We start from the raw sequence: 20,455 nt of genomic DNA on the forward strand, positions 1-20,455 counted from the left end.
ACAAGGTTGTCAACAAGGGGGGCGGACATGGCGCTCAGGCGGCGCGCGGTGCTTCAGGGACTCGGCGCGGGCGGGCTCGCGCTGGTGAGCGCGGGCCTGGTGACCCCGGCGGCGCGGGCCGCCACCCCCGCGCCGGCCCGCGGCGGGGGAGCGCCGGACGACGTCGCCGCGACCTACCTGCGGGTGCTGCTTCGCCACACCCGCTGGGCCGAGCAGCAGTTCGACGCGGCGGCCGGCATCTACCCGGCGAAGGACTTCACGTTCGCCGTGGTGCTGGGCAACGCCGTCCTGCTCACGCGCGACGGGTACGACGCCGCGGTCACCGGCGTCGAACGTGAGGTGCTGCACCGGCACACCGTCGACACGATCCGGCACTTCGCGGCGAGCAACCTCCTCACCGGCGGCACCGAGTGGGGCCGCCGGCTGTTCTTCGACACCACGTTCCAGTCCTACTTCCAGCTGGCCGGCCGCCTGCTGTGGGCCGACCTCGACGCCGCCACCCGCGCGAACCTCGACGAGATCGCGACCGGGCAGGCCGCCTACACCGCGGCGCTCGGCACGGGCGACGACCCGCTGTCCGGCGACTGGACGCCCCACGGCCTCTCGGGCGGGCACGTCGGCGACACCAAGCTGGAGGAGATGGGCGTGTACGCCCAGGCCCTCGCCCCGGGGATGGCTTGGGCCGCGAAGGATCCCCGCGCCGCGCAGTGGCGCGAGTGGTTCGGGCGGTGGAGCCGCAACGAGACCGCGCTGCCCGCCGCGGACCTGGCCAACCCCCGGGTCGTCGACGGCGTGCCGATCTCGGCCAACACGGCGGAGAACCTCTACGACACCTTCCTCGTGGAGAACCACGGCTCCTTCGGCCCGCATTACCAGGAAGAGCTGTGGCGCACCTCCGGCCGCAACTCGATGCACTTCCTGCTGGCCGGGCAGCCGCTGCCGGAGGTGCTCACCGCGCAGCCCAACGGCGAGCTGCTGTGGCACACGATGCTGCTGATGGCCAGCGACGCGGGCGAACCCCTCATGCCGATGGTCGCCGACCGCGAGCACCTCTACGGCCGCGACGTCATCCCGCTCGCGTTCCGCGCGCAGGTGCTCGGCGACCGCTACGCCGCGCGCGCCGAGGCGCAGCTGGCCGCACGGCTGGAGCCGTACCAGGCCTACGCGCCCGCCGATCGCGTCACGAAGTTCTCGGGCGAGCCCAAGTACGAGCCGGAGGCGCGGGCGGAGATCGCGATCAGCTACCTGTTGCACGAATGGCGCGCCGACCACGGTGGCCCGGTGCGTCCGGTAAGCCAGGCGGAGTTCGACGCCCACGCCGTCGGCGTCGCGGACTTCGGCGACGGGCCCGGCCTGCTCGCGCACCGCAGTCGGGCCGCGTGGGCCGCGGCGGTGAGCAAGCCCGGGTTCACGAAGTTCGCGTGGCAGCCGCACCACGACGACTGGCTGTTCGCCGTCAGCGGCGCCACGCCGATGTTGCTTCCGTCCACCGCGCTGGCCGTGCGGGAACGGCACGCCACGACGTGGACGAAGGTCCGCGACGGCTTCGACGCGAGCGCCGCGGTGTGGAAGTTCGACACCGGGTACGCCGGTTTCGCGACGTTGCCGACGGGCGCGGCGGTGTACTCCAGCACCGGCCTGGGCGCGGGCGAGGGCGCGGTGTCGGTGTACAACCTCGCCATGCCCGGCGTGCCGGGGCTGACCGGCGAGCGGACCTACCGCACCGCCGAAGGCGCGGTGACCGTCCCCGTCGCGCCGGCGCCGCCGTCCGGCGGTGGGCGCACCGACGACGTGACCTTCCCCGCGGTGACGGCCCGGTACGTGCGGATCCTCGGCGTGCAGCCGGATCCGACGTACGGGTATTCGGTGTGGGCCTTCGAAGTCCGCGACGGTGCGGCGGGCCCGGACCTCGCCCGCGCGGCCACGGCTTCGGCTTCCTCGGCGACGCCGGGCAAGGAGGCGAAGTTCGCGAACGACGGTGACGCGGCCACGCGGTGGGCCGTCTCCGTCGCCGACCGCCCGCGCGCCGACAGCTGGCTCGCGCTCGATTTCGGGGCGCCCCAACGGTTCGACCGCGTTCGCGTGGCGTGGGAGGCCGCCGCCGGGCGCCGCTACCGCGTGGAGACCTCGGCCGACGCCACCACGTGGACCGCGGCCGGCACCTACCCGCTGCCCGCCGTCACCACGACCGGCGGCTGGCTCGACGTCGACGGCCGCGCCGGGTTCGTCGTGTCCGGCTCACCGCACCCGGCCACCGTCACCGGCGACCGGATCGTGCTGTCCGACGGTGATTCCGCGCCCGTGCACGTCGAATGCCATCCGGACCCGCGCAATTTGGCCGCCGCCGCGCGCGAACCACGGCCGACGGCCAGTTCCGCGGCACTGCGCGTATCCGTGCTCGACGGGCACCTCGTGCTGTTCAACCTCTCCGCCGCGACGACGTCGGGCACCCTCACTCTGCCCGCCACGGACGGAACCGCCGCGCTCTACCAGGGCTCGCAGGTCGTCACCGCGACCGGCACTTCGTGGTCGGTCTCCGCGTCGCCCGGCGAAGCCCGCATCGAACCGGCGCGCTTCACCGTGCGTGGCGTGGGCCGCACCCTGCCCGCCGGCGTGCGCGCCACCGTCGTCGACGCCGCCACCCTGCGGCTGACCGCCGACCGCACCGTGGCCGTCTCGGTGCAGCCGGCGGGCGAACCCTGGCGGCCGGTGGTCCTCCCCGCCCGGCACGCGGTGACGGTCACCGCCCGCCGGACCCGCCCGTACCCCTTGCCGGACCTGGCTTTGGGCGCGACCACCTTCCCGGCCGAACCCCTTCCCCCGGGCATGAGCACCCCCACCGCCGCCGTCGACGACGACCCGCGCACCTCCTGGCGCCCGGGCCCGAACGGCCGCCTCGTCCTCGACCTCGGCGCGCCCTGCCCCCTCACCACCGCGGAGCTCACCTGGACCGGCGGCCGCCTCCCCACGTTCACCGTCGAGACGAGCACCGACGGCCGCACCTACACCGCCGCCCCGACCCCGTCCGCGCGCCGTACGACGACGGTCGCGCTCAGCGGCGCGGCGCGTTACGTCGCGGTTCAGGTCACCGGAAACCCGACGGCGAGCCTGACGAGGATCACCGTGCGCTGACCCCGCGCGGTCAGGACCGGAAGAACTCCAGGAGATCCGCGTTGATCGTCTCGGCGTGGACGGTCGGCATGCCGTGCGGGTAACCCGGATAGATCTTCAGCGTGGAGTTCTGCAGGATCTTCGACGACAGCAAGGCGGCGTCGGCGTAGGGGACGATCTGGTCGTCGTCGCCGTGGCCGACGTAGACGGGGACGGTGATCTTCTTCAGGTCGTCGGTCTGGTCGGTCTGGGAGAACGCGACGATGCCGTCGTAGTGGGCCAGCGCGCTGCCCATCATGCCCTGGCGCCACCAGTTCTGGATGATTGCCTCGTCGGGTTCGACGCCGGGGCGGTTGAAGCCGTAGAAGGGGCCCGAGGCCACCGCGCGGTAGAACACCGAACGGTTCGCGAACAGCTGCGCCTGCAGGTCGTCGAAGACGCTCTTGGGCAGGCCGCCCGGGTTCGACTCGGTCTTCAGCATCAGCGGCGGGATGGCGGACAGGATCGCGGCCTTGGCGACGCGGGACTCGCCGTGGCGGCCCAGGTAGCGCACGACCTCGCCGCCGCCCGTGGAGTGCCCGACGTGGATGGCGTCGTGGAGATCGAGGTGCGCGGTGACAGCCGCGAGATCGTCGGCGTAGTGGTCGAGGTCGTGTCCCTCGGCGACCTGCGCCGAACGACCGTGACCGCGCCGGTCGTGCGCGATGACGCGATAACCCTGCTGCAGGAAGAACAACATCTGGGTGTCCCAGTCGTCCGCCGACAGGGGCCAGCCGTGGCTGAACACGATGGGCTGGCCGGTGCCCCAGTCCTTGTAGAAGATCTCGACACCGTCGTCGGTGGTGATCATCGGCATGGTGTTGTCTCCGTTTCTCGCGACGTTCCCGGATACCTCGTGAATCTGTTGCGTGTGGACACTGAGCGCAGCGCGTCGGATCTGCGCCTCGCAGACTACGCTTGCGCGCCGACGGGTCCAGCTTCCTGAATCACGCGGGTGAGGTGCCCGCCGCGGCCGTCGGCCGGAGATGGCGCTGCGCATGTGCTTTTCAAGGAGGGGGCCGAATCCGCACTGATCTGCGACCCGGTGCGACACGTGGCCGCGGAGCGCCTCAGGACTGGCTGACGAGCCGGTACCCGGCGGCGGAGAACTCGGCCGTCAGCGCGTAGCGGTCGCCGCGGACGAGGGTGTGGCGCCACTCCATCGGGCGCCCCTGCGAGTGGCTCAGGCGGTTGATCGCGAAGGCCGCGACGTCGTGGGCGCAGGCGAGCTGGGCGCGTTCGGCGGCGGTGGGGATCACGGCGTGCACCTCTTCGCGACCGTGGTCGAGGCGGATCCCGGTGCGCCGGGCGAGCTCGCCGTAGAGGCTGGTGTGCGTGAAGTCGGCCTGCAGCAACGGTTTCGCGACGTCGGCGGGGAGCCACACGCGGTCCATCGCCAGCGGCTCGTCGCCAGCCAGGCGGAGGCGCTCCAGGTAGACCAGCGGCGTCGAGGCTTCGAGGTCGAGGCGCTCGGCGACCAGCGCGTCGGCGCGGACGTCGAACGTGCGGACGATGCTGTGCTGCGCCAGGCCTGCGGCCTCGACGGACGTGAACAGGCTGTAGAGCGCGCCCAGCGGCTGGGCGATCTCGGCCGGCGGGGCGACCCGCGGCTGACGGCCGCGCTCGGCGACGACCACGCCGTCGGCACGCAGCTGGCGCAGGGCCTGGCGCACGGTGTGGCGGCTGACACCGTACTCCTCGGCCAGCGCGAGCTCGCCCGGGAACTGTTCGGTGAACTCGCCGGCGTCGAGCCTGGTCAGCAGCTCGCGCTGGAGCTGGCGCCAGAGCGGTTCGGAGCCGGCGCGGCTCAGCGTGCGTGGGGCCATGGCCTCCTCCGGACTGTCTCGCCCGACACTACCGGTAGCCAAATGTGCGGACATAATCTAGTTTGAATGTACGTACATTTGGACGCGGGCAGACTCGGGAGGGGAGTGTCGATGCGGACACACGAACGAGCGGGTGCCCGGTGACCGCCACCCAGGACCGCCCCGTCGAGCGGCACCCGGCGCGTGACCGCGTCGCCGAGGCGGCTCCGGGGCTGCTGGTGGCGCTGGTCGTCGCCGGGGTTGCGACGGGGCTGGGTTCGCTGGTCCCGATCGTCGGCGGGCCGGTGTTCGGCATCCTGCTCGGCGCCTTGGCCGCGGCCCTCGTGCCGGGCCTGCGGGCGCAACGGTGGGCGCCGGGCTACGGCGTGGCCTCGAAGCCGGTGCTCCAGCTGTCGATCGTCGTGCTCGGCACCGGGCTGTCGCTGCAGGAAGTGGTCCGCGTCGGCGTGCAGTCGCTGCCGGTCATGCTCGGCACGCTCACCGTCGCCCTCGGCGGGGCCTGGCTGCTGGGCCGTCGGCTCGGCATCGAGCGCGACACGCGCACCCTCATCGGCGTGGGCACGGGCATCTGCGGCGCGTCCGCGATCGCGGCCACCACCGCCGTCATCAAGCCGAAGCAGACGGACGTCGCCTACGCCATCGGCACGATCTTCACCTTCAACATCGCCGCCGTGCTGCTGTTCCCGCCGCTGGGCCACCTGCTCGGCATGAGCTCGCACAGCTTCGGCCTGTGGGCCGGCACGGCCATCAACGACACCTCCTCGGTCGTCGCGGCCTCCTTCGCCTACGGCGGCGACGCCGGCTCGTACGGCATCGTCGTGAAGCTGACCCGGACGCTCACGCTCATCCCCATCGTGATCGTGCTCGCGTTCCTCACCGCCCGCCGCGAAGCGCGCCAGAACCCCGGCGACGCCGGCTTCAGCATCCGCGCCATGCCGTGGCGGCGCATCGTCCCGCTGTTCCTGGTGGGCTTCGTCGCCGCCGCCGCGCTCGACAGCCTCGGTGTCGTGCCCGCGTCCTGGCACCCCGCACTGTCCACACTGGGCACGTTCCTCATCACCACCGCGCTGGCGGGCATCGGCCTTTCCCTGCGCCTGGCGGACATGCGCCGCGCCGGCCCCCGCCCGCTCCTGCTCGGCGGCGTGCTGTGGATCGCCGTCGCCGCCACGAGCCTGGGCCTGCAAGCGGTGACCGGCTCGCTCTGACAGTCATTCTTCCTGAAAGGTCCCCGCGGCCGGCCGGCTTCGTGCCGTTGCCGGCCGCCGTGGATTAGCGGCAGGCAAACCAGGGGTTAGACCGTTGCCAGACAACGACTTTTCTCCACAGTGATTACTCCGTGTTCCCTGACCGGCAACCTTCGTCACCCTGGCGTGGCAACCTTCGTCACTAGCGTGATGTAACGGTTGTTAGCTACCGCCTCCACGTAAGGGGACTGGCATGGGAACACGCATCCGGCGCCGAGCCGTCGTCGCAGCGGCGGTGGCCGCGGTGGCGGCGGTGTCATCGGCCTGCGGGAGCTCGCCGAGCGGTTCGGCGGGCGGGGCGGCGTCGGCGCCGCCGCTGGTCGTCTACTCCGCCCAGGGGTACACGCAGGGCGTGCTCGACGCCTTCAGCAAGGCGACGGGCGTGCAGGTCAAGCTGGTGTCCGACAGCACGGGGCCGTTGCTGGCCAAGGTCGCCGCCGAGAGGTCCAACCCGCAGTGGGGGGTGCTGTGGGCCGACGGTGACGCGCATTTCGCCGGTCTCGACACCCAGGGGATGCTGCTCAAGGGCGTCACGGTGACCGCGCCGTGGACCGCGTCCGCGCGGTCGGTGATCCCGAAGGACGCCAGTTACGTGCCCACGGGCCTGACGTTGGCCGGTGCGCTGGTGTACGACCCTTCGCGCACGCCGGCGCCGCCGAAGACGTGGCAGGAGCTGACGTCCGCGCAGTGGCGCGGCAAGGTCGGCATGCCGAACCCGGCCATCTCGGGCCCGACCTATCCGTTCGTCGCGGGCACCATGAGCCAGCTGGGCGGTGAGGACCAGGGCAAGGCGTTCTTCTCTCAGCTCAAGACCAACGGCCTGCAGGTGTTCGACGACAACCCCGCGGCGTCGCACGCGCTGGCGACCGGGTCGATCCAGCTCGACCTCGCGCAGAGCTCGTCGGCGTACTCGTCGGTGAAAAAGAACCCGGCGCTGAAGATCGCGTACCTGAACAAAGTGAGCCTGCTGCCGAGCAACCTGGCGATCGCGGCGAAGGCGCCGGCCGCGGTGCAGGACGAGGCGAAGAAGTTCCTCCAGTTCGTCGTCAGCCCGGCCGGGCAGCGGGCCATGCTCGCCGGCGACGCCACCGGCGACTCGTTGTACTGGCCGCCGATCACCGGGGTCGACCCGCTGCCGGCGCTGCCCGCGTTGGACACGATCTCCTACCAGACGGTGGATCCCTACGCGTGGGGCCCGAAGGAGAGCGAGATCGACAGCTGGTTCACGCAGAACATCGTGCACTGACGGAATCCGTGATGAACCTCGACACGACCGTGGCCCCGCGCCGCCGCGAAACGGCCGCGCCGCCGGACGTCCGGCCGCACCTCGGCAGCCCCGGGGTCTGCGCACTGCACCGAGCTCGGCGAGCGCTGCCGCGGCTGGCCGGGCTCGGCGGATCCGTCGCCGTCTTCGCCGTCCTGCTCGTGCCCGTGCTCGGGTTCCTGCTCGTCGCGCTCACGCCCCGCCTGTTCGGCCAGGGCGACGCCCGGTTCACCCTGGCCCCGTTCGCGACGGCGTTGCGCGGCAACAACCTGCAGGCCCTGCTGAACACCGCCGTCACCGGCGTCGCGTCGGCTCTGGTCGCGACGGCGTTCGGGACGGTGCTGGCGCTGCTGTTCGGCCGCGCCAAGGTCTTCGCCGCGCCGGTGTGCGGCTGGGTATCTGGGCGCTGCTGCTGGCTCCGTCCTATTTGGAGGCACTCGGCTGGACGCGACTGGTCGAAAAGGATGGTGTGCTGGCAGGGCTGTTCGGCAGCGACGTTCCGTGGCTTCGCGACCTCGTGATGGGACCGGCCGGTGTCATCTGGGTGCTGGGCAGCCGGGGCGTGCCGTTCGCGTTCCTCGCCGTGTCGGGTGTCGTGCGGGGCCTCGGCCGCGATTTCGAAGACGCCGCCCGCGTGCACGGCGCCGGTCCGTGGTCGCGGGCGAAGATCATGATCGGGCTGCTCGCGCCCGGGCTGTGGTCGGCGCTGGCGATCGTGTTCGCCGAGGCGATCAGCGACTACGGCGTGGCCTCGACGCTGGCCGCCGGCGCGCATTTCCCGATCGCGACGTTCGCGCTCGCGGACGCGGTCACCACGTTCCCGTCGGACTACCCGACGGCCGCGGCGATCGGCTGGCTGCTGATGGTGCTGGTCGCGCTGGCCATGCTCGCGCAGCGTGCGGCAACGCGCGGCAAGTCCTACGCCGTGCTGTCGGGCCGGACCCGTCCGGTGCGAGTCGTCGCGCTGCACGGCTGGCGCAAGCCCGCCGCGTTCGCGGGACTGGCCGCGTTCTTCCTGCTGGCGCTGGGCGTTCCGCTGCTGGGCACGGTCTTCGCCTCGCTGCTGGGCAACTTCGGCACCCTGACCGCGCACAGCCTCACCTTCGACGCGTACCGGCAGGTGTTCGAACGCGCGGATCTGCTGGCGCCGGTACTGCTGTCGGTGCGGCTCGCCGTGATCACCGCGACGCTCGCGCTGGCCGGTGGGGTGCTGATCGCCCGGCTGCTCTCCCGCCGCGGCTACGCGGCGCGGGGGAGGACGGCCGCGTCGCTGGACCTGCTGCTGCTCGCGGCGCTCGGGCTGCCCGCGATCGTGCTCGGCGCGGGTTACATCTTCACCTACAACCTGCCGCTGGTGACCTCGCTGGGCATCCAGCTCTACGGCACCCTCACGCTGCTGGTGATCGGGCTGCTCGCCGGCGCGCTGCCCGCCACCTCGCGCCTGCTGACGGGATCGTTCGCGCAGCTGCAGGACTCACTGCTGGTCGCCGCCCGGGTGCACGGCGCCGGTCCGGCGCGGGCGTGGCAGTCCACGGTGCTGCCGCTGTTGTCCGGCAGCCTGCTGTGGGCGTGGCTATTGGCCTTCGCCGACCGGCTGCTGGAGCTGCCGCTCGCGGCGATGCTCTACCCGCCGGGGCAGTAACGGCTGTCGGTGGCGGTGACCACCTTGGTCAACGGCTACGACTTCGCCGGCGGCACGGCGACGCTCGTGGTGGCCTGTCTGGGAATCCTCCTGGTGATCGGGGTGGCGCTGGGCCTGTTCCGGCTGCTGACGTCGGCCGGGTGGCGACGTTGGGAGCACCGGTGAACACCACGACGGCCACCAGGCTCGAGCTCCGGGACCTGGTCAAGCGCTACGGCACCCAGACCGCGCTCGACGAGGTGTCCCTCGTCGCCGAAGCCGGGCAGTTCGTGGTCCTGCTCGGCCCGTCGGGCTCCGGCAAATCCACGTTGCTGCGTTCGGTGGCGGGCATCGAGCGCGTCCACGGCGGCCGGATCCTGCTCGGCGACCGCCTGGTCGCTGGCGACACGCTGCACGTGCCGCCGGAACGGCGCGAGCTGGCGATGGTGTTCCAGGACTACGCGCTGTGGCCGCACCTGACCGTCGCGGACAACGTCGCGTACCCGTTGCGGCGCAAGAAGATCGCTCGGCCCGAGGCGGAGAAGCGGGCCACGGCCATGCTGGAGCGCGTCGGCCTGGGCGACTACGCGACGCGGTTTCCCAGCGAGCTGTCCGGCGGCGAGCAGCAGCGTGTCGCGCTGCTGTTCGACGAGCCACTGTCCAATCTGGACGCCGACCTGCGGGAGCGGATGCGGGTCGAGATCGCCACCCTGGCCAGGGAAAGCGGCGCGACCGTCGTGTACATCACGCACGACCAGTCCGAGGCGTTCGCGCTCGCCGACCAGATCGGTGTCCTCGACCACGGCCGGCTCGTGCAGTACGCCCGCCCGGAGACGGTGTACCTGCGCCCGGCGAACCGCTTCGTCGCCCGGTTCACCGGGCTCGCCGCCGATCTGGCGGCCACGGTCGCCCGGGTGGACGGCGAGTACGTCGTGCTCGACACGGGTGAGCGCCGCCTGCGCGCCCGCGCCGTCGGCGACCTGCGCCCCGGCGACGGCACGCGACTGCTGATCCGGCCGGCGGCGACGCGCATCGTCGCCCACCGGGAGGCGGGGGAGGACGGCTCCCTCGACGGCTCGGTCGTCGACGTGGCCTACCGGGGCCGCGGTTACGACCACGTCGTCGCGACCGCGGGCGGCGAGCTCACCGCCGTGTTCGACGAACGTCCGTGGCCGCGCGGCTCCGAAGTCCGCGTCGTCCTCACTCCGGACGGGTGCATCGCACATGTTATGGAACAGTTCTAACGGCTGTTAGAATCAGCAGCTGGAGCAGCGGGCGTGAGCCCGGGTAAGGAGGTGGCGATGAGCGGCGGTGCGCTGTTCGTTGCGGTTTTTCTCGCCTGTTCGGTGGAGGCGGTCGAAGCCCTGACCATCGTGCTGGCGGCCGGCACGGCCCGCGACTGGCGTTCGGCCGGGCAGGGGGTGGTGGCGGCGCTGGTCGTGCTCGCGGTGATCGTCGCGGCGCTCGGGCCGGCGCTGACCTACGTGCCGCTCACCGGCCTGCGGCTGGTCGTCGGCGGCCTGCTCCTCGTATTCGGCCTGCAGTGGCTGCGCAAGGCCGTGTTGCGCGCCGGCGGGCTGAAAGCCCTGCACGACGAGGACGAGATCTACGGCCGGGAGCTGGCCGCGGCGAAGGCCGTCGGCGGTGAACGCCGGCCCGGGGTCCGCGACTGGTACGCGTTCACGCTGTCGTTCAAGGGCACGTTCCTGGAAGGGCTCGAGGTCGCGTTCATCGCGATCACCTTCGGCAGCAACCAGGGCAACGTGCTGCTCGCGGCGATCGCCGCCGCGGCCGCCGTGGTGGTCGTGGTGGTCACGGGGTTCGCGGTCCGCGCGCCGCTGGCGAAGGTGCCGGAGAACTCGATGAAGTTCGTGGTCGGCGTGATGCTCACGGCGTTCGGCGTCTACTGGGGCAGCGAGGGCGCGGGCGCGTCCTGGCCGGGTTCCGACGCGGCGCTGCTCGTGCTGGTGCCGGCGATCGCGGTGTTCGCACTCGGCCTCGTGGCCGTCCTGCGGCGCCGGACCGCCGTCGCGGCGGGACTGGAGGGGGCTCGATGAAGTGGCTCAAGAGGTTCGGCGCGTTCTGGTACGACTTCATCGTCGGTGACGACTGGCGGGCGGCGCTCGCCGTGGTCGTGGCGCTGGTCGTGACCTACTTCGCGGCCGCGGCGGGGATCCCGGCGTGGTGGATCCTGCCGGTGGCGGTGGTGCTCGTCCTGCCGGTCAGCGTCTGGCGGGTCGTCCGCGCGAAGCGGCGAGCGAGCTGAAGGACGGGAGCCGCCGGCCCGGTCAGCGGCTCTCGGCTTCTTCGTCGTAGACGCGGCTGGCGTACTTCTCCAGCGCGTCCACGCACGTTTGCAGCGCTTCTTCGGCCGCGGCCCGGCCGGGGGCGCCGAACACGTCGCGCACGGCGATCTTGGCGAACCAGTTGCGCAGCTTGGTGAGGTCTTCCTCGTTCTCCTCCAGCTCCGCGTAGGTGAAGTGGTTCGCCGTGTACTCCTTGTCCAGCTGCTGGTGGAAGTCCTGGCACTTGTCGACGATCTCTTCGTACTCGTCGTCGCGCGCGGCCTGGAACGCGGCGAGCACCTCCTGCTCGCCGGCCAGCACGTCACACGAGAGCAGCACCGCGGTGCCGGTCATGTCGAGGATCTCGTGGCGCAGCTTGCGCAGGGCCCGGCCGTTTTCGGGGCTGTCGGGCAACGCCGCGGCCGAGTTCTGCAGGTAGATCGCGCCGAGTCCCTTGAGCCGGCGCCACACGGCCGCCCGCAGCCGGGTCGGCTCCGAGGGCACCCGGTAGATCAGGACGAGCCAGCCCGGCTTCTCGTGAGCGGCGGTGGGGTCGAGGTTGTCCGACACCACCTCAGCCTAGTCGGGCGCGGACGTCGGCTCCGCGCCGGAACGGCCGCCGGGCAGCAGGGTCCGGCGGGCGACGAGAGCGCCGCAGAGCCACGCGGTTCCGAAGGCGATGCTGCCGATCACGTCGGTGGGCCAGTGGACGCCGAGGTACACCCGCGTCCACGCGATCGCCACCACGTAGGTGCCCGCGATGACCCACAACGCGGCGCGCAGGACCGGCCGGTCGCGCAGCCGTTGCGCCGCGAGCCACGCGAGCACGCCCGCGGCCAGGATCGCGTCCGAGGTGTGGCCCGAGGGGAACGACTGGCCCGACGCGGCGACCGCCCAGTCGGTCTCGGGCGGGCGCGGCCGCGCGATGACCGCGGAGAGCCCGAACCGGCACAACACGCCCAACCCGACGACCCCGGTGACCAGGGCGGCGCGCGTCAGCCGCGGACCGAGTGAGCCTCGCGTCAGCGCGAGCGCGGCGACGAACACCGCCGGCACGGCGAACGCCGAGGACGCGGTGCTCGTCAGGGCCGCGGCGAACGAGACCACCGCGGCGGAGCGGTGCGCGACGACCCACGAGTGCACGCCGAGGTCGAATCCCTTCGTCCACGGCAGGATTCCCAGCGCCGAGACCGTCAGCAGCAGGAAAACCAGCGTCGCGACCTCGGCGACGGCCGGGGCCAGCACCCGGCCGCCGGCCTCCGGTTCCGCGGTCGGCTGCACGGCTCGACTCTAGGTCCCCGAAGACCAACGGGAGGTTCGCGCGAGGTCAACGGCTTCGCAAGCCGATTTAACCGGCCGCTAACCGGACGCTGACGGTCCGCTCAGCCACGCGCCGGTAGCTTGCGGTGGAAGAGACCGGAGGCGCGAGTGCACGTCGTGATCGTCGATGACGAAGCCGCGCTGCGTGACTCGCTGTCGCGCACCCTGCGGTTCGAGGGGTACACGGTGTCGGTCGCTTCGGACGGGGCGCGCGGGCTGGAGCTGGTCAGGTCGCAGCGGCCCGACGGCGTGATCCTCGACGTGACCATGCCGGTCCTCGGCGGCATAGACAGTTGCCGGCTGCTGCGGGCGGAAGGAAACCACGTCCCGATCCTGATGCTCACGGCCCGCACCGGCATCGACGACCGTGTGGCCGGCCTCGACGCCGGTGCCGACGACTACCTGGTCAAGCCGTTCGCGTTGCAGGAGCTGCTCGCCCGGGTTCGCGCCCTGCTGCGCCGCACGGATTACGCCTCCGCCACGACCGAGCTGCCGCCACCGCTGTCGTTCGCCGACCTGCTGCTCGACTCTTCGACACGGGAGGTCACCCGCGGATCGCGCCCGCTTCGCCTCACCCGCACCGAGTTCTCGTTGCTGGAGACCTTCCTGCGCAACCCGCGCCACGTGCTGACCCGCGCGGTGATGTTCGAACAGGTCTGGGGCTACGACTTCGGCGCGGCGTCCAACGGCCTCGACGTGTACGTCGGCTCCCTGCGCCGCAAGCTCGAAGCCGGGGGAGAGCCACGGCTGCTGCACACCGTGCGCGGCGTCGGTTACGTGCTGCGCGAGGACCCGTTGTGAAACGGCGGCTCCCGGAGCTGACGCTGCGGGCCCGGCTGACCGTGCTCGTGGTGGCGGCGGTCGCCGTGGCCGTGGTCGCCGTGTCGCTCACCTCGTGGCTGGTGACGCAGGCGAGCCTCTACCGGCAGTTCGACGCGCAGCTGCAGGCCTACGCCCAGGTGGCCGCTAAATCCGCGTCGCCGGCCGACGCGCTGGCCACCTTGCGCACGGCCGACCGCGACGGCCGGAGCACGGACCCGGGACACGGCGTCGGCCTCACCGTCCAGTTCGTCGACGCCGCCGGCGCGCCCACCGGGGACGCCGGCGAAGTGAGCGCCTTTCCGGTCGGCGCTCAGGCACGGCAAGTCGCGGCCGGGGCGATCTCGGTCGGCTCCGAGGTCGACCGGATCGGGTCGGACCGCTACCGCGTCTGGATCGCCGCGCGTCCGGCCGGCGGCGCGGTGCAGGTCGCCCGAGATTCGGAGGGGGTCGAGCACACCCTGGCCGACCTCGGGCTGTGGGAACTGCTGGTCGGTCTCGCCGGGGTCCTGGTCGCCGCGCTCATCGGCCGCGCGGTCGCGAAAACGGCGTTGCGCCCGGTCGACACGCTGACCGCGGCAGCCGGCGAGGTCGCGCGCACCCAGGCGCTGGCGGCCGAGATCACCGTGAAGGGCCGGGGCGAGCTGGCGAAGCTGGCCGAGTCGTTCAACGAGATGCTCGCCGCGCTGGCCACCTCGCGCGACGAACAGCGCCGCCTGGTCGAGGACGCCGGCCACGAGTTGCGCACGCCGCTGGCCAGCCTGCGCAACAACATCGAGCTGCTCATCCACGCGCAGACCCGGTCCGGGCTGCCCTCGGACGACCACGCCCGCCTGCTGACCGACCTCGACACGCAGTCCGCCGAGCTCACCGACCTGGTCGGTGAGCTGGTCGAGCTGGCGACGGGGGACCACTCACCCGAAGACGTGGAAGACGTGGAGCTCGCCGACGTCGTGCGCACCGCGGTGGACCGGGCGCGGCCGCGGGCGCCCGGGATCCGGTTCGACCTGTCCACCGAAGCCGCCGAGTCCGTCGTGGTCCGGGGCCGGCCGGCCGCGCTCGAACGCGCGGTGCTGAACATCCTGGGCAACGCCGCCAAGTGGAGCCCGCCCGGCGGCACCGTGACCGTCACCCTCGCCGCCGGGCCGGGCGAGGCGCACCTCGTGGTGACCGACGAGGGCCCGGGCATCCCCGACACCGACCTGCCGCACGTGTTCGAACGCTTCTACCGGGCCGCGTCCGCTCGGGCACAACCGGGATCGGGGCTCGGGCTGGCGATCGTGCACCAGGTCGTCGCGCAGCACCACGGCCGGGTGCGCGCGTCGAACGGTGAGCGCGGCGGGGCTCGCTTCGAGCTGGCCCTGCCCGTGCGGGGTTCTTAACCAAACCGGGCTCGATCTTCATCGTTTCCTCATCCGGGCTCACGATCGTGGGCGGGGTGACGACCACTTCGCCCCGGCCCGCTCGGGTCAGCCCGATCGCGTGGACCGCGATCGGGCTGTGGACGGCGGCGCTGGCCCTGGTGGGCGGGCTGACCATCGGGTTCGCCCACCGCGTCGACCCGTTCCGCGACCCGGTGAGCGACTACGCGCTGCACCGCTCGGGCCGGGCCCTGTTCACGATCGCCGTGCTGCTCGTGCTCGCCGGCGGGCTCGCCCTCGTCGTGGCGGCCCAGCTGGCGGGACTGCCCCGGAACAGCGCCGTGTCCGTCCTGTTCGGACTGTGGGTGGCCGGGCTGTTCCTCGTGGTGCTGTTCCGGGAAAACCCCAGCACCACCGTCGTCACGCTGCACGGCGAAATCCACCGCTTCGGCGGCGCCGTGCTGTTCGCGTGCCTCCCCCTGGCCTGCCGCGCACTCGCGCGGCTCCTGCGCGCCGACCCCCGATGGGCCCGCCACGCGCGGCGAGTCCGCTCGTGCGGCCGGCTCGCCTTCACCACGGCGGCGGCGTTCGGGCTTGCGCAGTTCGTGTCCGAGCTGCCTGAGGGGCTGCTGGAACGCGCGGCGCTCGTCGCGGAGCTTGGCACCTTGGTAACCATCGCGCTCGTGGTGCGGGCGGTGGCCCGATGACCCTCCTCGCCGTCGGCTTCGCCACCGCGGTGGCGTTCGGGCTTGCGCAGTTCGTCGCCGAGTTGCCCCAGGGGTTGCTCGAACGAGGCGCGGTCGCCGCGAAAGTCGGCGCGTTGGTGACCATCGCGCTGGTGGTGCGGAGGGCGGCACGATGACCCTCCTCGCCGTCGGCTTCGCTCTGCTCGGCGCGTGCTTCTTCGCGGGATCCGTTGCCCTGCAACACAAGGCCGTCCAGACCCGGAGCAGCGTCACGGGCCGGGTCGAGCTCACGCGGCTGGCGCGGTCGCGCACGTGGCGGGCGGGGGTCCTCCTCGGTGTCACCGGCACCGCCCTGCACTTGACCGCGTTGTCGCTCGCGCCGCTGGCCGTCGTGCAGCCGCTCGGCGTGCTGAGCCTCGTGCTGACCGTGCTCGCCGGGCGAGGCGCGGTGACCGCGCGCCGGATCCGCGTCGCCGCGGCGGTCGTGTGCGTCGCGGTCGCCGGGTTCGTGCTCACCTCGGCGTCCGCACCGGTCCCGCACGCGGACATCACCACGAGTGCCGTGGTGCTCGCCGTGCTGGCCGGGCCGGCGGTGGCCGTGGCGGGGCTCGCCTGCCGGGGCCGCGCGCGGTGCCTCGGGCGCGCCGCCGCCGCGGCCGTGTTGTTCGGCCTCGGTGCCGCGGTGCTGCGGGCGGCCGCGCTCAGCCTGCCCCACCTGCCGGCGGCGGCCGGGTTCGCGCTCGCAGGCGGGGCGCTGATCGCCGGTGGCGGCTGGCTGCTCCAGCAGGCCCACGCCGCCGGGCCCACCGCTGTCGTGGTCGCCGCCACGACGGTGCTCGACCCCCTCACCGCCGTCGTCGCCGACCAGCTGCTCTACGGCGAAGCACCCCACCTCGTGCCGGCACTCGCCGCCGCCCGCCTGGTCCTGGCGCTGGTCGCCGTGCTCGGCGTGCTCGTGCTGGCCGGCTCCCTCAGCAGTCCCACCGAACACGACAAGGAAACCCCGATGCCCACCTCCGGACTCCGGATCCTGCTCGGCGCCGACACGTTCCCGCCCGACATCAACGGCGCCGCCCACTTCACCGCCCGGCTCGCCCACGGCCTGGCCGGCCTGGGACACGACGTGCACGTGCTGCGACCCCGGCCCCGTCGTGACGACGCGGACCACGGCCGCCTCACCGTCCACGACGCGCGCGCCTTCGGGACGCCGTTCCACCCGACGTTCCGGATCAGCACCCCCGGCGGCGCGCGCCGGGCCGCGGAAGACGTGCTGGACCGGGTGCGGCCCGACGTCGTCCACGTCCAGTCCCACTTCTCCGTCGGACGCGCCCTGCTGGCCGCCGCGCACCGCCGGGGCATCCCGACGGTGGCGACGAACCACTTCATGCCCGAGAACCTCCTCGGCTACGTCCGGCTGCCGCAGCCGGTCCGGCGCGCGCTGATCCGCGTCGGCTGGCGCGACCTGGTGCGCGTGTACCGCGCCGTCGGGACCGTCACGACACCGACGCCCCGGGCCGCCGAACTGCTGGCCCGCAACGGGCTCGAACGTCCCGTCGGGGTCATCTCGTGCGGGATCGACCTCGCCCACTACGCCGAGCGCGCCACACCGGCCACGGGTGACGTCGCGGTCCTGTTCGTCGGCCGCCTCGACGCGGAGAAAAACGTCGACGAGCTCATCCGCGCCGTCGCCCGCCTGCCGCGGCTTCGCGCCGAGATCGTCGGCGACGGCTCGTGCCGGGCCGCGCTCACGAGCCTCGCTGCCGAGCTCGGTGTGGCCGACCGCGTCTGCTTCCACGGCTTCGTCCCGGACGCCGACCTCGTCCGCATCTACGCCTGCTGCCAGATTTTCTGCATGCCCGGCACTGCCGAACTGCAGAGCATCGCCACGATGGAAGCGATGGCGGCCGGCTTGCCAGTGGTCGCGGCCGACGCGATGGCGCTGCCGCACCTCGTGCGCCCCGGCATCAACGGCCACCTCTACCCACCGGGCGACGTCGACGCCCTCGCCATCCGCCTCGACGAGCTGGCCGGCGATCCCGGCGCCCGCGCGTCGATGGGCGCGGCGAGCCGAGCACTGGTGGCGCGCCACGATCTCGCCGGCACGCTCGAGAGCTTCGTCTCCGTGTACCGCCAGGCCTGCGGTGCGGCGCAGCCGACGGAAACCGAGCGGCGCGAGCCGTCCGTGGCGTGAGCGCGCCGGGGCGACGGGCCCGGCCGGGACTTCGCCGCGACCCACCGCCGGATTCGGCCAGGGCACAGCAAAATCGCGGCCAATTCGGCGGACACCGGGTGCGGGCGCGGGCACTCTCGGATCATGGGAGTTCCCGATTCGGCCCGTTCGGCCCTCGTCCCGGTGGCCCGCTTCCTCCGCCTGGTGCGCCCGGCTGTGCGGCGGCGGCCCTCGGTGCGGATCTGGGACCGGATCGAGGCCGTGCTGATCCTGGTGCTGAGCGCGGCGCTCTTCGGGTCGGTCCCGATCTGCTTCGGGCTCGCTTCGTCGGTCTTCGCCGCGGATCAGGCGGCGGATGCGCGCGCCGGCGTGCGTTACCAGGTCACGGCGAGGGTGTTCCCAGGCCCACCCGTCCTGCAGACGGCCGGCAGCGAGGCTTCGCCCGGCACGCGCCGTGTCCGTGGCATGTGGACCGCACCGGACGGGGCGGCCCGCAGTGGAGATCTGACGGTCGAGCTCGGCCCCACCGGACCTCAGACGGTGAAGATCTGGGTCGGCCAGGGCCTGCAGCGAGCGGCGCCGCGGACCACCGCCGACTTGCTGTTCGTCGCGCTGATGTACGGCGTCGCGGTCGAGTTCTGCGCGGTCGTGGCGGTCGCGTTGGTGTACGTGACGACGCGGTGGTGGCTCGACCGGCTCCGCGCCCGGGGCTGGGACCGCGAATGGCGCCGGCTCACCGGCGTCGGGACGGACGCCTGATCTCTTCGTAAAACGACAATGGTGTAGAAATACTACATGCCTGTCGAAGATCTGGACTACCGCGAAAGGCGGTCTCCCGCATGAACCCGTTGAGCGCGACGTCGTGGCTCTCGAGCCTCGGCACGGCGGGGGTGTTCCTCGTCCTGTTCGCCGAAACCGGCCTGCTGATCGGGTTTTTCCTGCCCGGTGACTCGCTGCTGTTCACCGCCGGGCTGTTCTGCACCACCAGCGCCACGGCCGCCGTCCACCTGTCCCTGCCGCTCGTGCTGGTGGCCGCGGTCGCCGGTGCACTGCTCGGCGCGCAGACCGGGTTCGTGCTGGGCCGCCGCGGGGGCCGGGCGCTCCTGGCGCGCACGAACAACGCGCACCTGCACCGCGGGATGACCAGAGCCGAAGAGCTCTTCACCCGCTACGGCCACGCGAAGGCGATCGTCCTCGCCCGCTTCATCCCGGTCGTGCGCACCGTGCTGAACCCGCTCGCGGGCATCCTCGACGTGCCCGCGCGGACGTTCACCCTGTGGCAGGTCCTCGGCGGGCTGCTGTGGTCGGTCGGCGTCACGGTCGCCGGGTATCTTCTTGGGGCGAGCATTCCGGGGATCGACCAGTACCTGCTCCCCATCATCGCGCTCGTGGTCGTCGTCTCGCTGATCCCGCTCGCACTCGAACTGCTCCGCAGCCGCAAGCAGCGCCGGGGAGCCGGCTCCTGATGTTCCCGCCCCTCAAGTCCCTCAGCAGCGCCGTCAGCACCGTCAGCACTGTCAGCAAAGGAAAAACTCGGTGAGCGCGATCGACCTCGGCCAGTCCGTGATCCTCGGGATCGTCGAAGGCCTGACCGAATTCCTGCCGGTGTCCTCCACCGGGCACCTGAAGATCGCCGAGGGGCTGCTCGGCATCCCGGTCGACGACCAGTCCGTGGTCGGGTTCACCGCGGTGATCCAGGTCGGCGCCATCGCCGCGGTGCTGGTGTACTTCTTCCGCGACATCGTGCGGTTCGCCGCGGCGTGGGGGCGCGGGCTCGTCAACGCGCGGGCGCGCCAGGAACACGACTACAAGTTCGCCTGGTGGGTCATCCTCGCCACGATCCCGATCGTCATCGCCGGCCTGCTGTTCCAGTCGCTGGTGAAGGGTCCGCTCGCGTCGTTGTGGGTCGTCGCGATCTCGCTCATCGCCGGCAGCGCGATCATGTGGGCCGCGGACCGGTTCGGGACGGGCAAACGGGCCGAGGCCGACACCACGTTCACCGACGCGATGCTGGTCGGCTCGTCGCAGATCCTCGCCCTGCTGTTCCCCGGGTTCTCCCGCTCCGGCGCGACGATCTCGACCGGCCTCCTGCGGGGCCTCGACCGGGTCGCCGCCACGCGGTTGTCGTTCTTCCTGTCGATCCCGGCCCTGACCGGTGCCGGCCTCTACGAGCTGAAGGACGCGCTCGGCGGTGGTGTCGACGTGCTGCCGCTCGTGGTCGGGACGGTCGTGTCGTTCGTCGTGGCCTACGCCGCGATCGCGTGGCTGCTGAAGTTCGTCGCGGCGCACACGTTCACGGCGTTCGTGATCTACCGGGTCGTCGTGGGCGTGGCGTTGCTGGTCGCGCTGGGGTCGGGCCTGCTGTCCGCCTGACCGGCACCGGGTCGCGCGAAGCCTTCCGCGGCCAGGGCTTCCGTCGCGGCCGCGACGATGCCCTGGCCCCGGGCGAGCAGATCGTGCAGGCTCCGCTCACGCAGGATCGGCGCGTCGCGAAGATCCCCGTCGGGCAGCAGCCCGGCCACGCGCTGCAGGGCGTTCATCGCGTGCCACGCGGCCAGCGTCAACGGGTCGGGCTCGGGCGCGTCCTCCGCCAGCATCGAAGCTCCGAGCTGCGCGGCGAGCCGGTCGGCCAGATCCGCGAGCCGGGCGGCGTGCAGCAGGTGAGGTTCGGGCATGGGCAGCTCTCCGGTGTCGCCGACGGAACCGCGG

Annotated in this window: 22 protein-coding genes; 17 read left to right on the forward strand and 5 right to left on the reverse strand. The window is 72.5% G+C overall.

Annotation, left to right across the window (positions count from 1 at the left end):
* The first annotated feature begins 27 nt into the window (after positions 1-27).
* Entirely contained in the window at positions 28-3,132 is a 3,105-nt protein-coding gene (locus AB0878_RS25470; protein ID WP_366582742.1) for a discoidin domain-containing protein, read from the forward strand.
* 10 nt (positions 3,133-3,142) lie between these two features.
* Here the strand turns inward: AB0878_RS25470 and AB0878_RS25475 are convergent, their stop codons facing one another.
* Both AB0878_RS25475 and AB0878_RS25480 read right to left on the reverse strand, forming a co-directional pair.
* Entirely contained in the window at positions 3,143-3,967 is an 825-nt protein-coding gene (locus AB0878_RS25475; protein ID WP_366582743.1) for an alpha/beta hydrolase, read from the reverse strand.
* A 253-nt stretch (positions 3,968-4,220) separates the two neighbouring features.
* The gene (locus tag AB0878_RS25480) at positions 4,221-4,976 is read right to left on the reverse strand and encodes a GntR family transcriptional regulator (protein WP_366582744.1); all 756 of its coding nucleotides are present in this window, start codon (positions 4,974-4,976) and stop codon (positions 4,221-4,223) included.
* Positions 4,977-5,116: 140 nt separating this feature from the next.
* Between AB0878_RS25480 and AB0878_RS25485 the strand changes: the two genes are divergently transcribed.
* From AB0878_RS25485 to AB0878_RS25520, 8 genes are all read left to right on the forward strand, one after another.
* Positions 5,117-6,181 carry a putative sulfate exporter family transporter gene (locus tag AB0878_RS25485; RefSeq protein WP_366582745.1) on the forward strand — a complete coding sequence of 355 codons (1,065 nt, stop codon included), beginning with the start codon at positions 5,117-5,119 and terminating at the stop codon, positions 6,179-6,181.
* A 232-nt stretch (positions 6,182-6,413) separates the two neighbouring features.
* Entirely contained in the window at positions 6,414-7,466 is a 1,053-nt protein-coding gene (locus AB0878_RS25490) for an extracellular solute-binding protein (RefSeq protein WP_366582746.1), read from the forward strand.
* Positions 7,467-7,477: 11 nt separating this feature from the next.
* Positions 7,478-8,005, forward strand: a complete 528-nt coding sequence (locus tag AB0878_RS25495; RefSeq protein ID WP_366582747.1) for a hypothetical protein — start codon at positions 7,478-7,480, stop codon at positions 8,003-8,005.
* Positions 7,954-9,126 carry an ABC transporter permease subunit gene (locus tag AB0878_RS25500; protein WP_366582748.1) on the forward strand — a complete coding sequence of 391 codons (1,173 nt, stop codon included), beginning with the start codon at positions 7,954-7,956 and terminating at the stop codon, positions 9,124-9,126. The genes AB0878_RS25495 and AB0878_RS25500 overlap by 52 nt, the downstream gene beginning before the upstream one ends.
* Before the next feature lie 9 nt (positions 9,127-9,135).
* Positions 9,136-9,291 carry a hypothetical protein gene (locus tag AB0878_RS25505; protein WP_366582749.1) on the forward strand — a complete coding sequence of 52 codons (156 nt, stop codon included), beginning with the start codon at positions 9,136-9,138 and terminating at the stop codon, positions 9,289-9,291.
* Positions 9,288-10,349, forward strand: a complete 1,062-nt coding sequence (locus AB0878_RS25510; protein WP_366582750.1) for an ABC transporter ATP-binding protein — start codon at positions 9,288-9,290, stop codon at positions 10,347-10,349. Before AB0878_RS25505 ends, AB0878_RS25510 begins: the two co-directional genes overlap by 4 nt.
* Before the next feature lie 57 nt (positions 10,350-10,406).
* Positions 10,407-11,162 carry a hypothetical protein gene (locus AB0878_RS25515; protein ID WP_366582751.1) on the forward strand — a complete coding sequence of 252 codons (756 nt, stop codon included), beginning with the start codon at positions 10,407-10,409 and terminating at the stop codon, positions 11,160-11,162.
* The gene (locus AB0878_RS25520) at positions 11,159-11,371 is read left to right on the forward strand and encodes a hypothetical protein (RefSeq protein ID WP_366582752.1); all 213 of its coding nucleotides are present in this window, start codon (positions 11,159-11,161) and stop codon (positions 11,369-11,371) included. Before AB0878_RS25515 ends, AB0878_RS25520 begins: the two co-directional genes overlap by 4 nt.
* Positions 11,372-11,393: 22 nt before the next feature.
* On the opposite strand, the gene AB0878_RS25525 is transcribed toward AB0878_RS25520, so the two are convergent.
* Positions 11,394-11,960, reverse strand: coding sequence for a Chromate resistance protein ChrB (locus AB0878_RS25525; protein ID WP_366582753.1), 567 nt, complete (start codon positions 11,958-11,960; stop codon positions 11,394-11,396).
* 9 nt (positions 11,961-11,969) lie between these two features.
* The gene (locus tag AB0878_RS25530; protein WP_366582754.1) at positions 11,970-12,671 is read right to left on the reverse strand and encodes a phosphatase PAP2 family protein; all 702 of its coding nucleotides are present in this window, start codon (positions 12,669-12,671) and stop codon (positions 11,970-11,972) included.
* Between the two features lie 147 nt (positions 12,672-12,818).
* Here AB0878_RS25530 and AB0878_RS25535 point away from each other — a divergent pair, with 147 nt between their 5' ends.
* From AB0878_RS25535 to AB0878_RS25570, 8 genes are all read left to right on the forward strand, one after another.
* Positions 12,819-13,511 (forward strand): response regulator transcription factor, encoded by a 693-nt coding sequence (locus tag AB0878_RS25535; RefSeq protein WP_366582755.1) that lies wholly within the window; start codon positions 12,819-12,821, stop codon positions 13,509-13,511.
* Positions 13,508-14,911: a HAMP domain-containing sensor histidine kinase gene (locus tag AB0878_RS25540; protein WP_366582756.1), complete on the forward strand. Its 1,404-nt coding sequence runs from the start codon at positions 13,508-13,510 to the stop codon at positions 14,909-14,911. Before AB0878_RS25535 ends, AB0878_RS25540 begins: the two co-directional genes overlap by 4 nt.
* Before the next feature lie 56 nt (positions 14,912-14,967).
* Positions 14,968-15,597: a DUF998 domain-containing protein gene (locus AB0878_RS25545; protein WP_366582757.1), complete on the forward strand. Its 630-nt coding sequence runs from the start codon at positions 14,968-14,970 to the stop codon at positions 15,595-15,597.
* Complete coding sequence (locus tag AB0878_RS25550) at positions 15,594-15,752, forward strand: hypothetical protein (RefSeq protein WP_366582758.1); 159 nt, start codon at positions 15,594-15,596, stop codon at positions 15,750-15,752. The genes AB0878_RS25545 and AB0878_RS25550 overlap by 4 nt, the downstream gene beginning before the upstream one ends.
* The gene (locus AB0878_RS25555; RefSeq protein ID WP_366582759.1) at positions 15,749-17,767 is read left to right on the forward strand and encodes a glycosyltransferase; all 2,019 of its coding nucleotides are present in this window, start codon (positions 15,749-15,751) and stop codon (positions 17,765-17,767) included. The genes AB0878_RS25550 and AB0878_RS25555 overlap by 4 nt, the downstream gene beginning before the upstream one ends.
* A 123-nt stretch (positions 17,768-17,890) precedes the next feature.
* Positions 17,891-18,505, forward strand: a complete 615-nt coding sequence (locus AB0878_RS25560) for a hypothetical protein (protein WP_366582760.1) — start codon at positions 17,891-17,893, stop codon at positions 18,503-18,505.
* An 80-nt stretch (positions 18,506-18,585) separates the two neighbouring features.
* Positions 18,586-19,212 carry a DedA family protein gene (locus AB0878_RS25565; protein ID WP_366582761.1) on the forward strand — a complete coding sequence of 209 codons (627 nt, stop codon included), beginning with the start codon at positions 18,586-18,588 and terminating at the stop codon, positions 19,210-19,212.
* A gap of 70 nt (positions 19,213-19,282) precedes the next feature.
* On the forward strand, positions 19,283-20,119 hold the full coding sequence (locus AB0878_RS25570) for an undecaprenyl-diphosphate phosphatase (protein ID WP_366582762.1): 837 nt from the start codon (positions 19,283-19,285) through the stop codon (positions 20,117-20,119).
* Here AB0878_RS25570 and AB0878_RS25575 read toward each other — a convergent pair.
* Positions 20,056-20,421, reverse strand: coding sequence for a hypothetical protein (locus tag AB0878_RS25575; RefSeq protein WP_366582763.1), 366 nt, complete (start codon positions 20,419-20,421; stop codon positions 20,056-20,058). The genes AB0878_RS25570 and AB0878_RS25575 overlap by 64 nt on opposite strands.
* Between the last annotated feature and the right edge of the window lie 34 nt (positions 20,422-20,455).

Source organism: Amycolatopsis sp. NPDC047767 (genome assembly GCF_040704195.1).
GTDB lineage: Bacteria > Actinomycetota > Actinomycetes > Mycobacteriales > Pseudonocardiaceae > Amycolatopsis.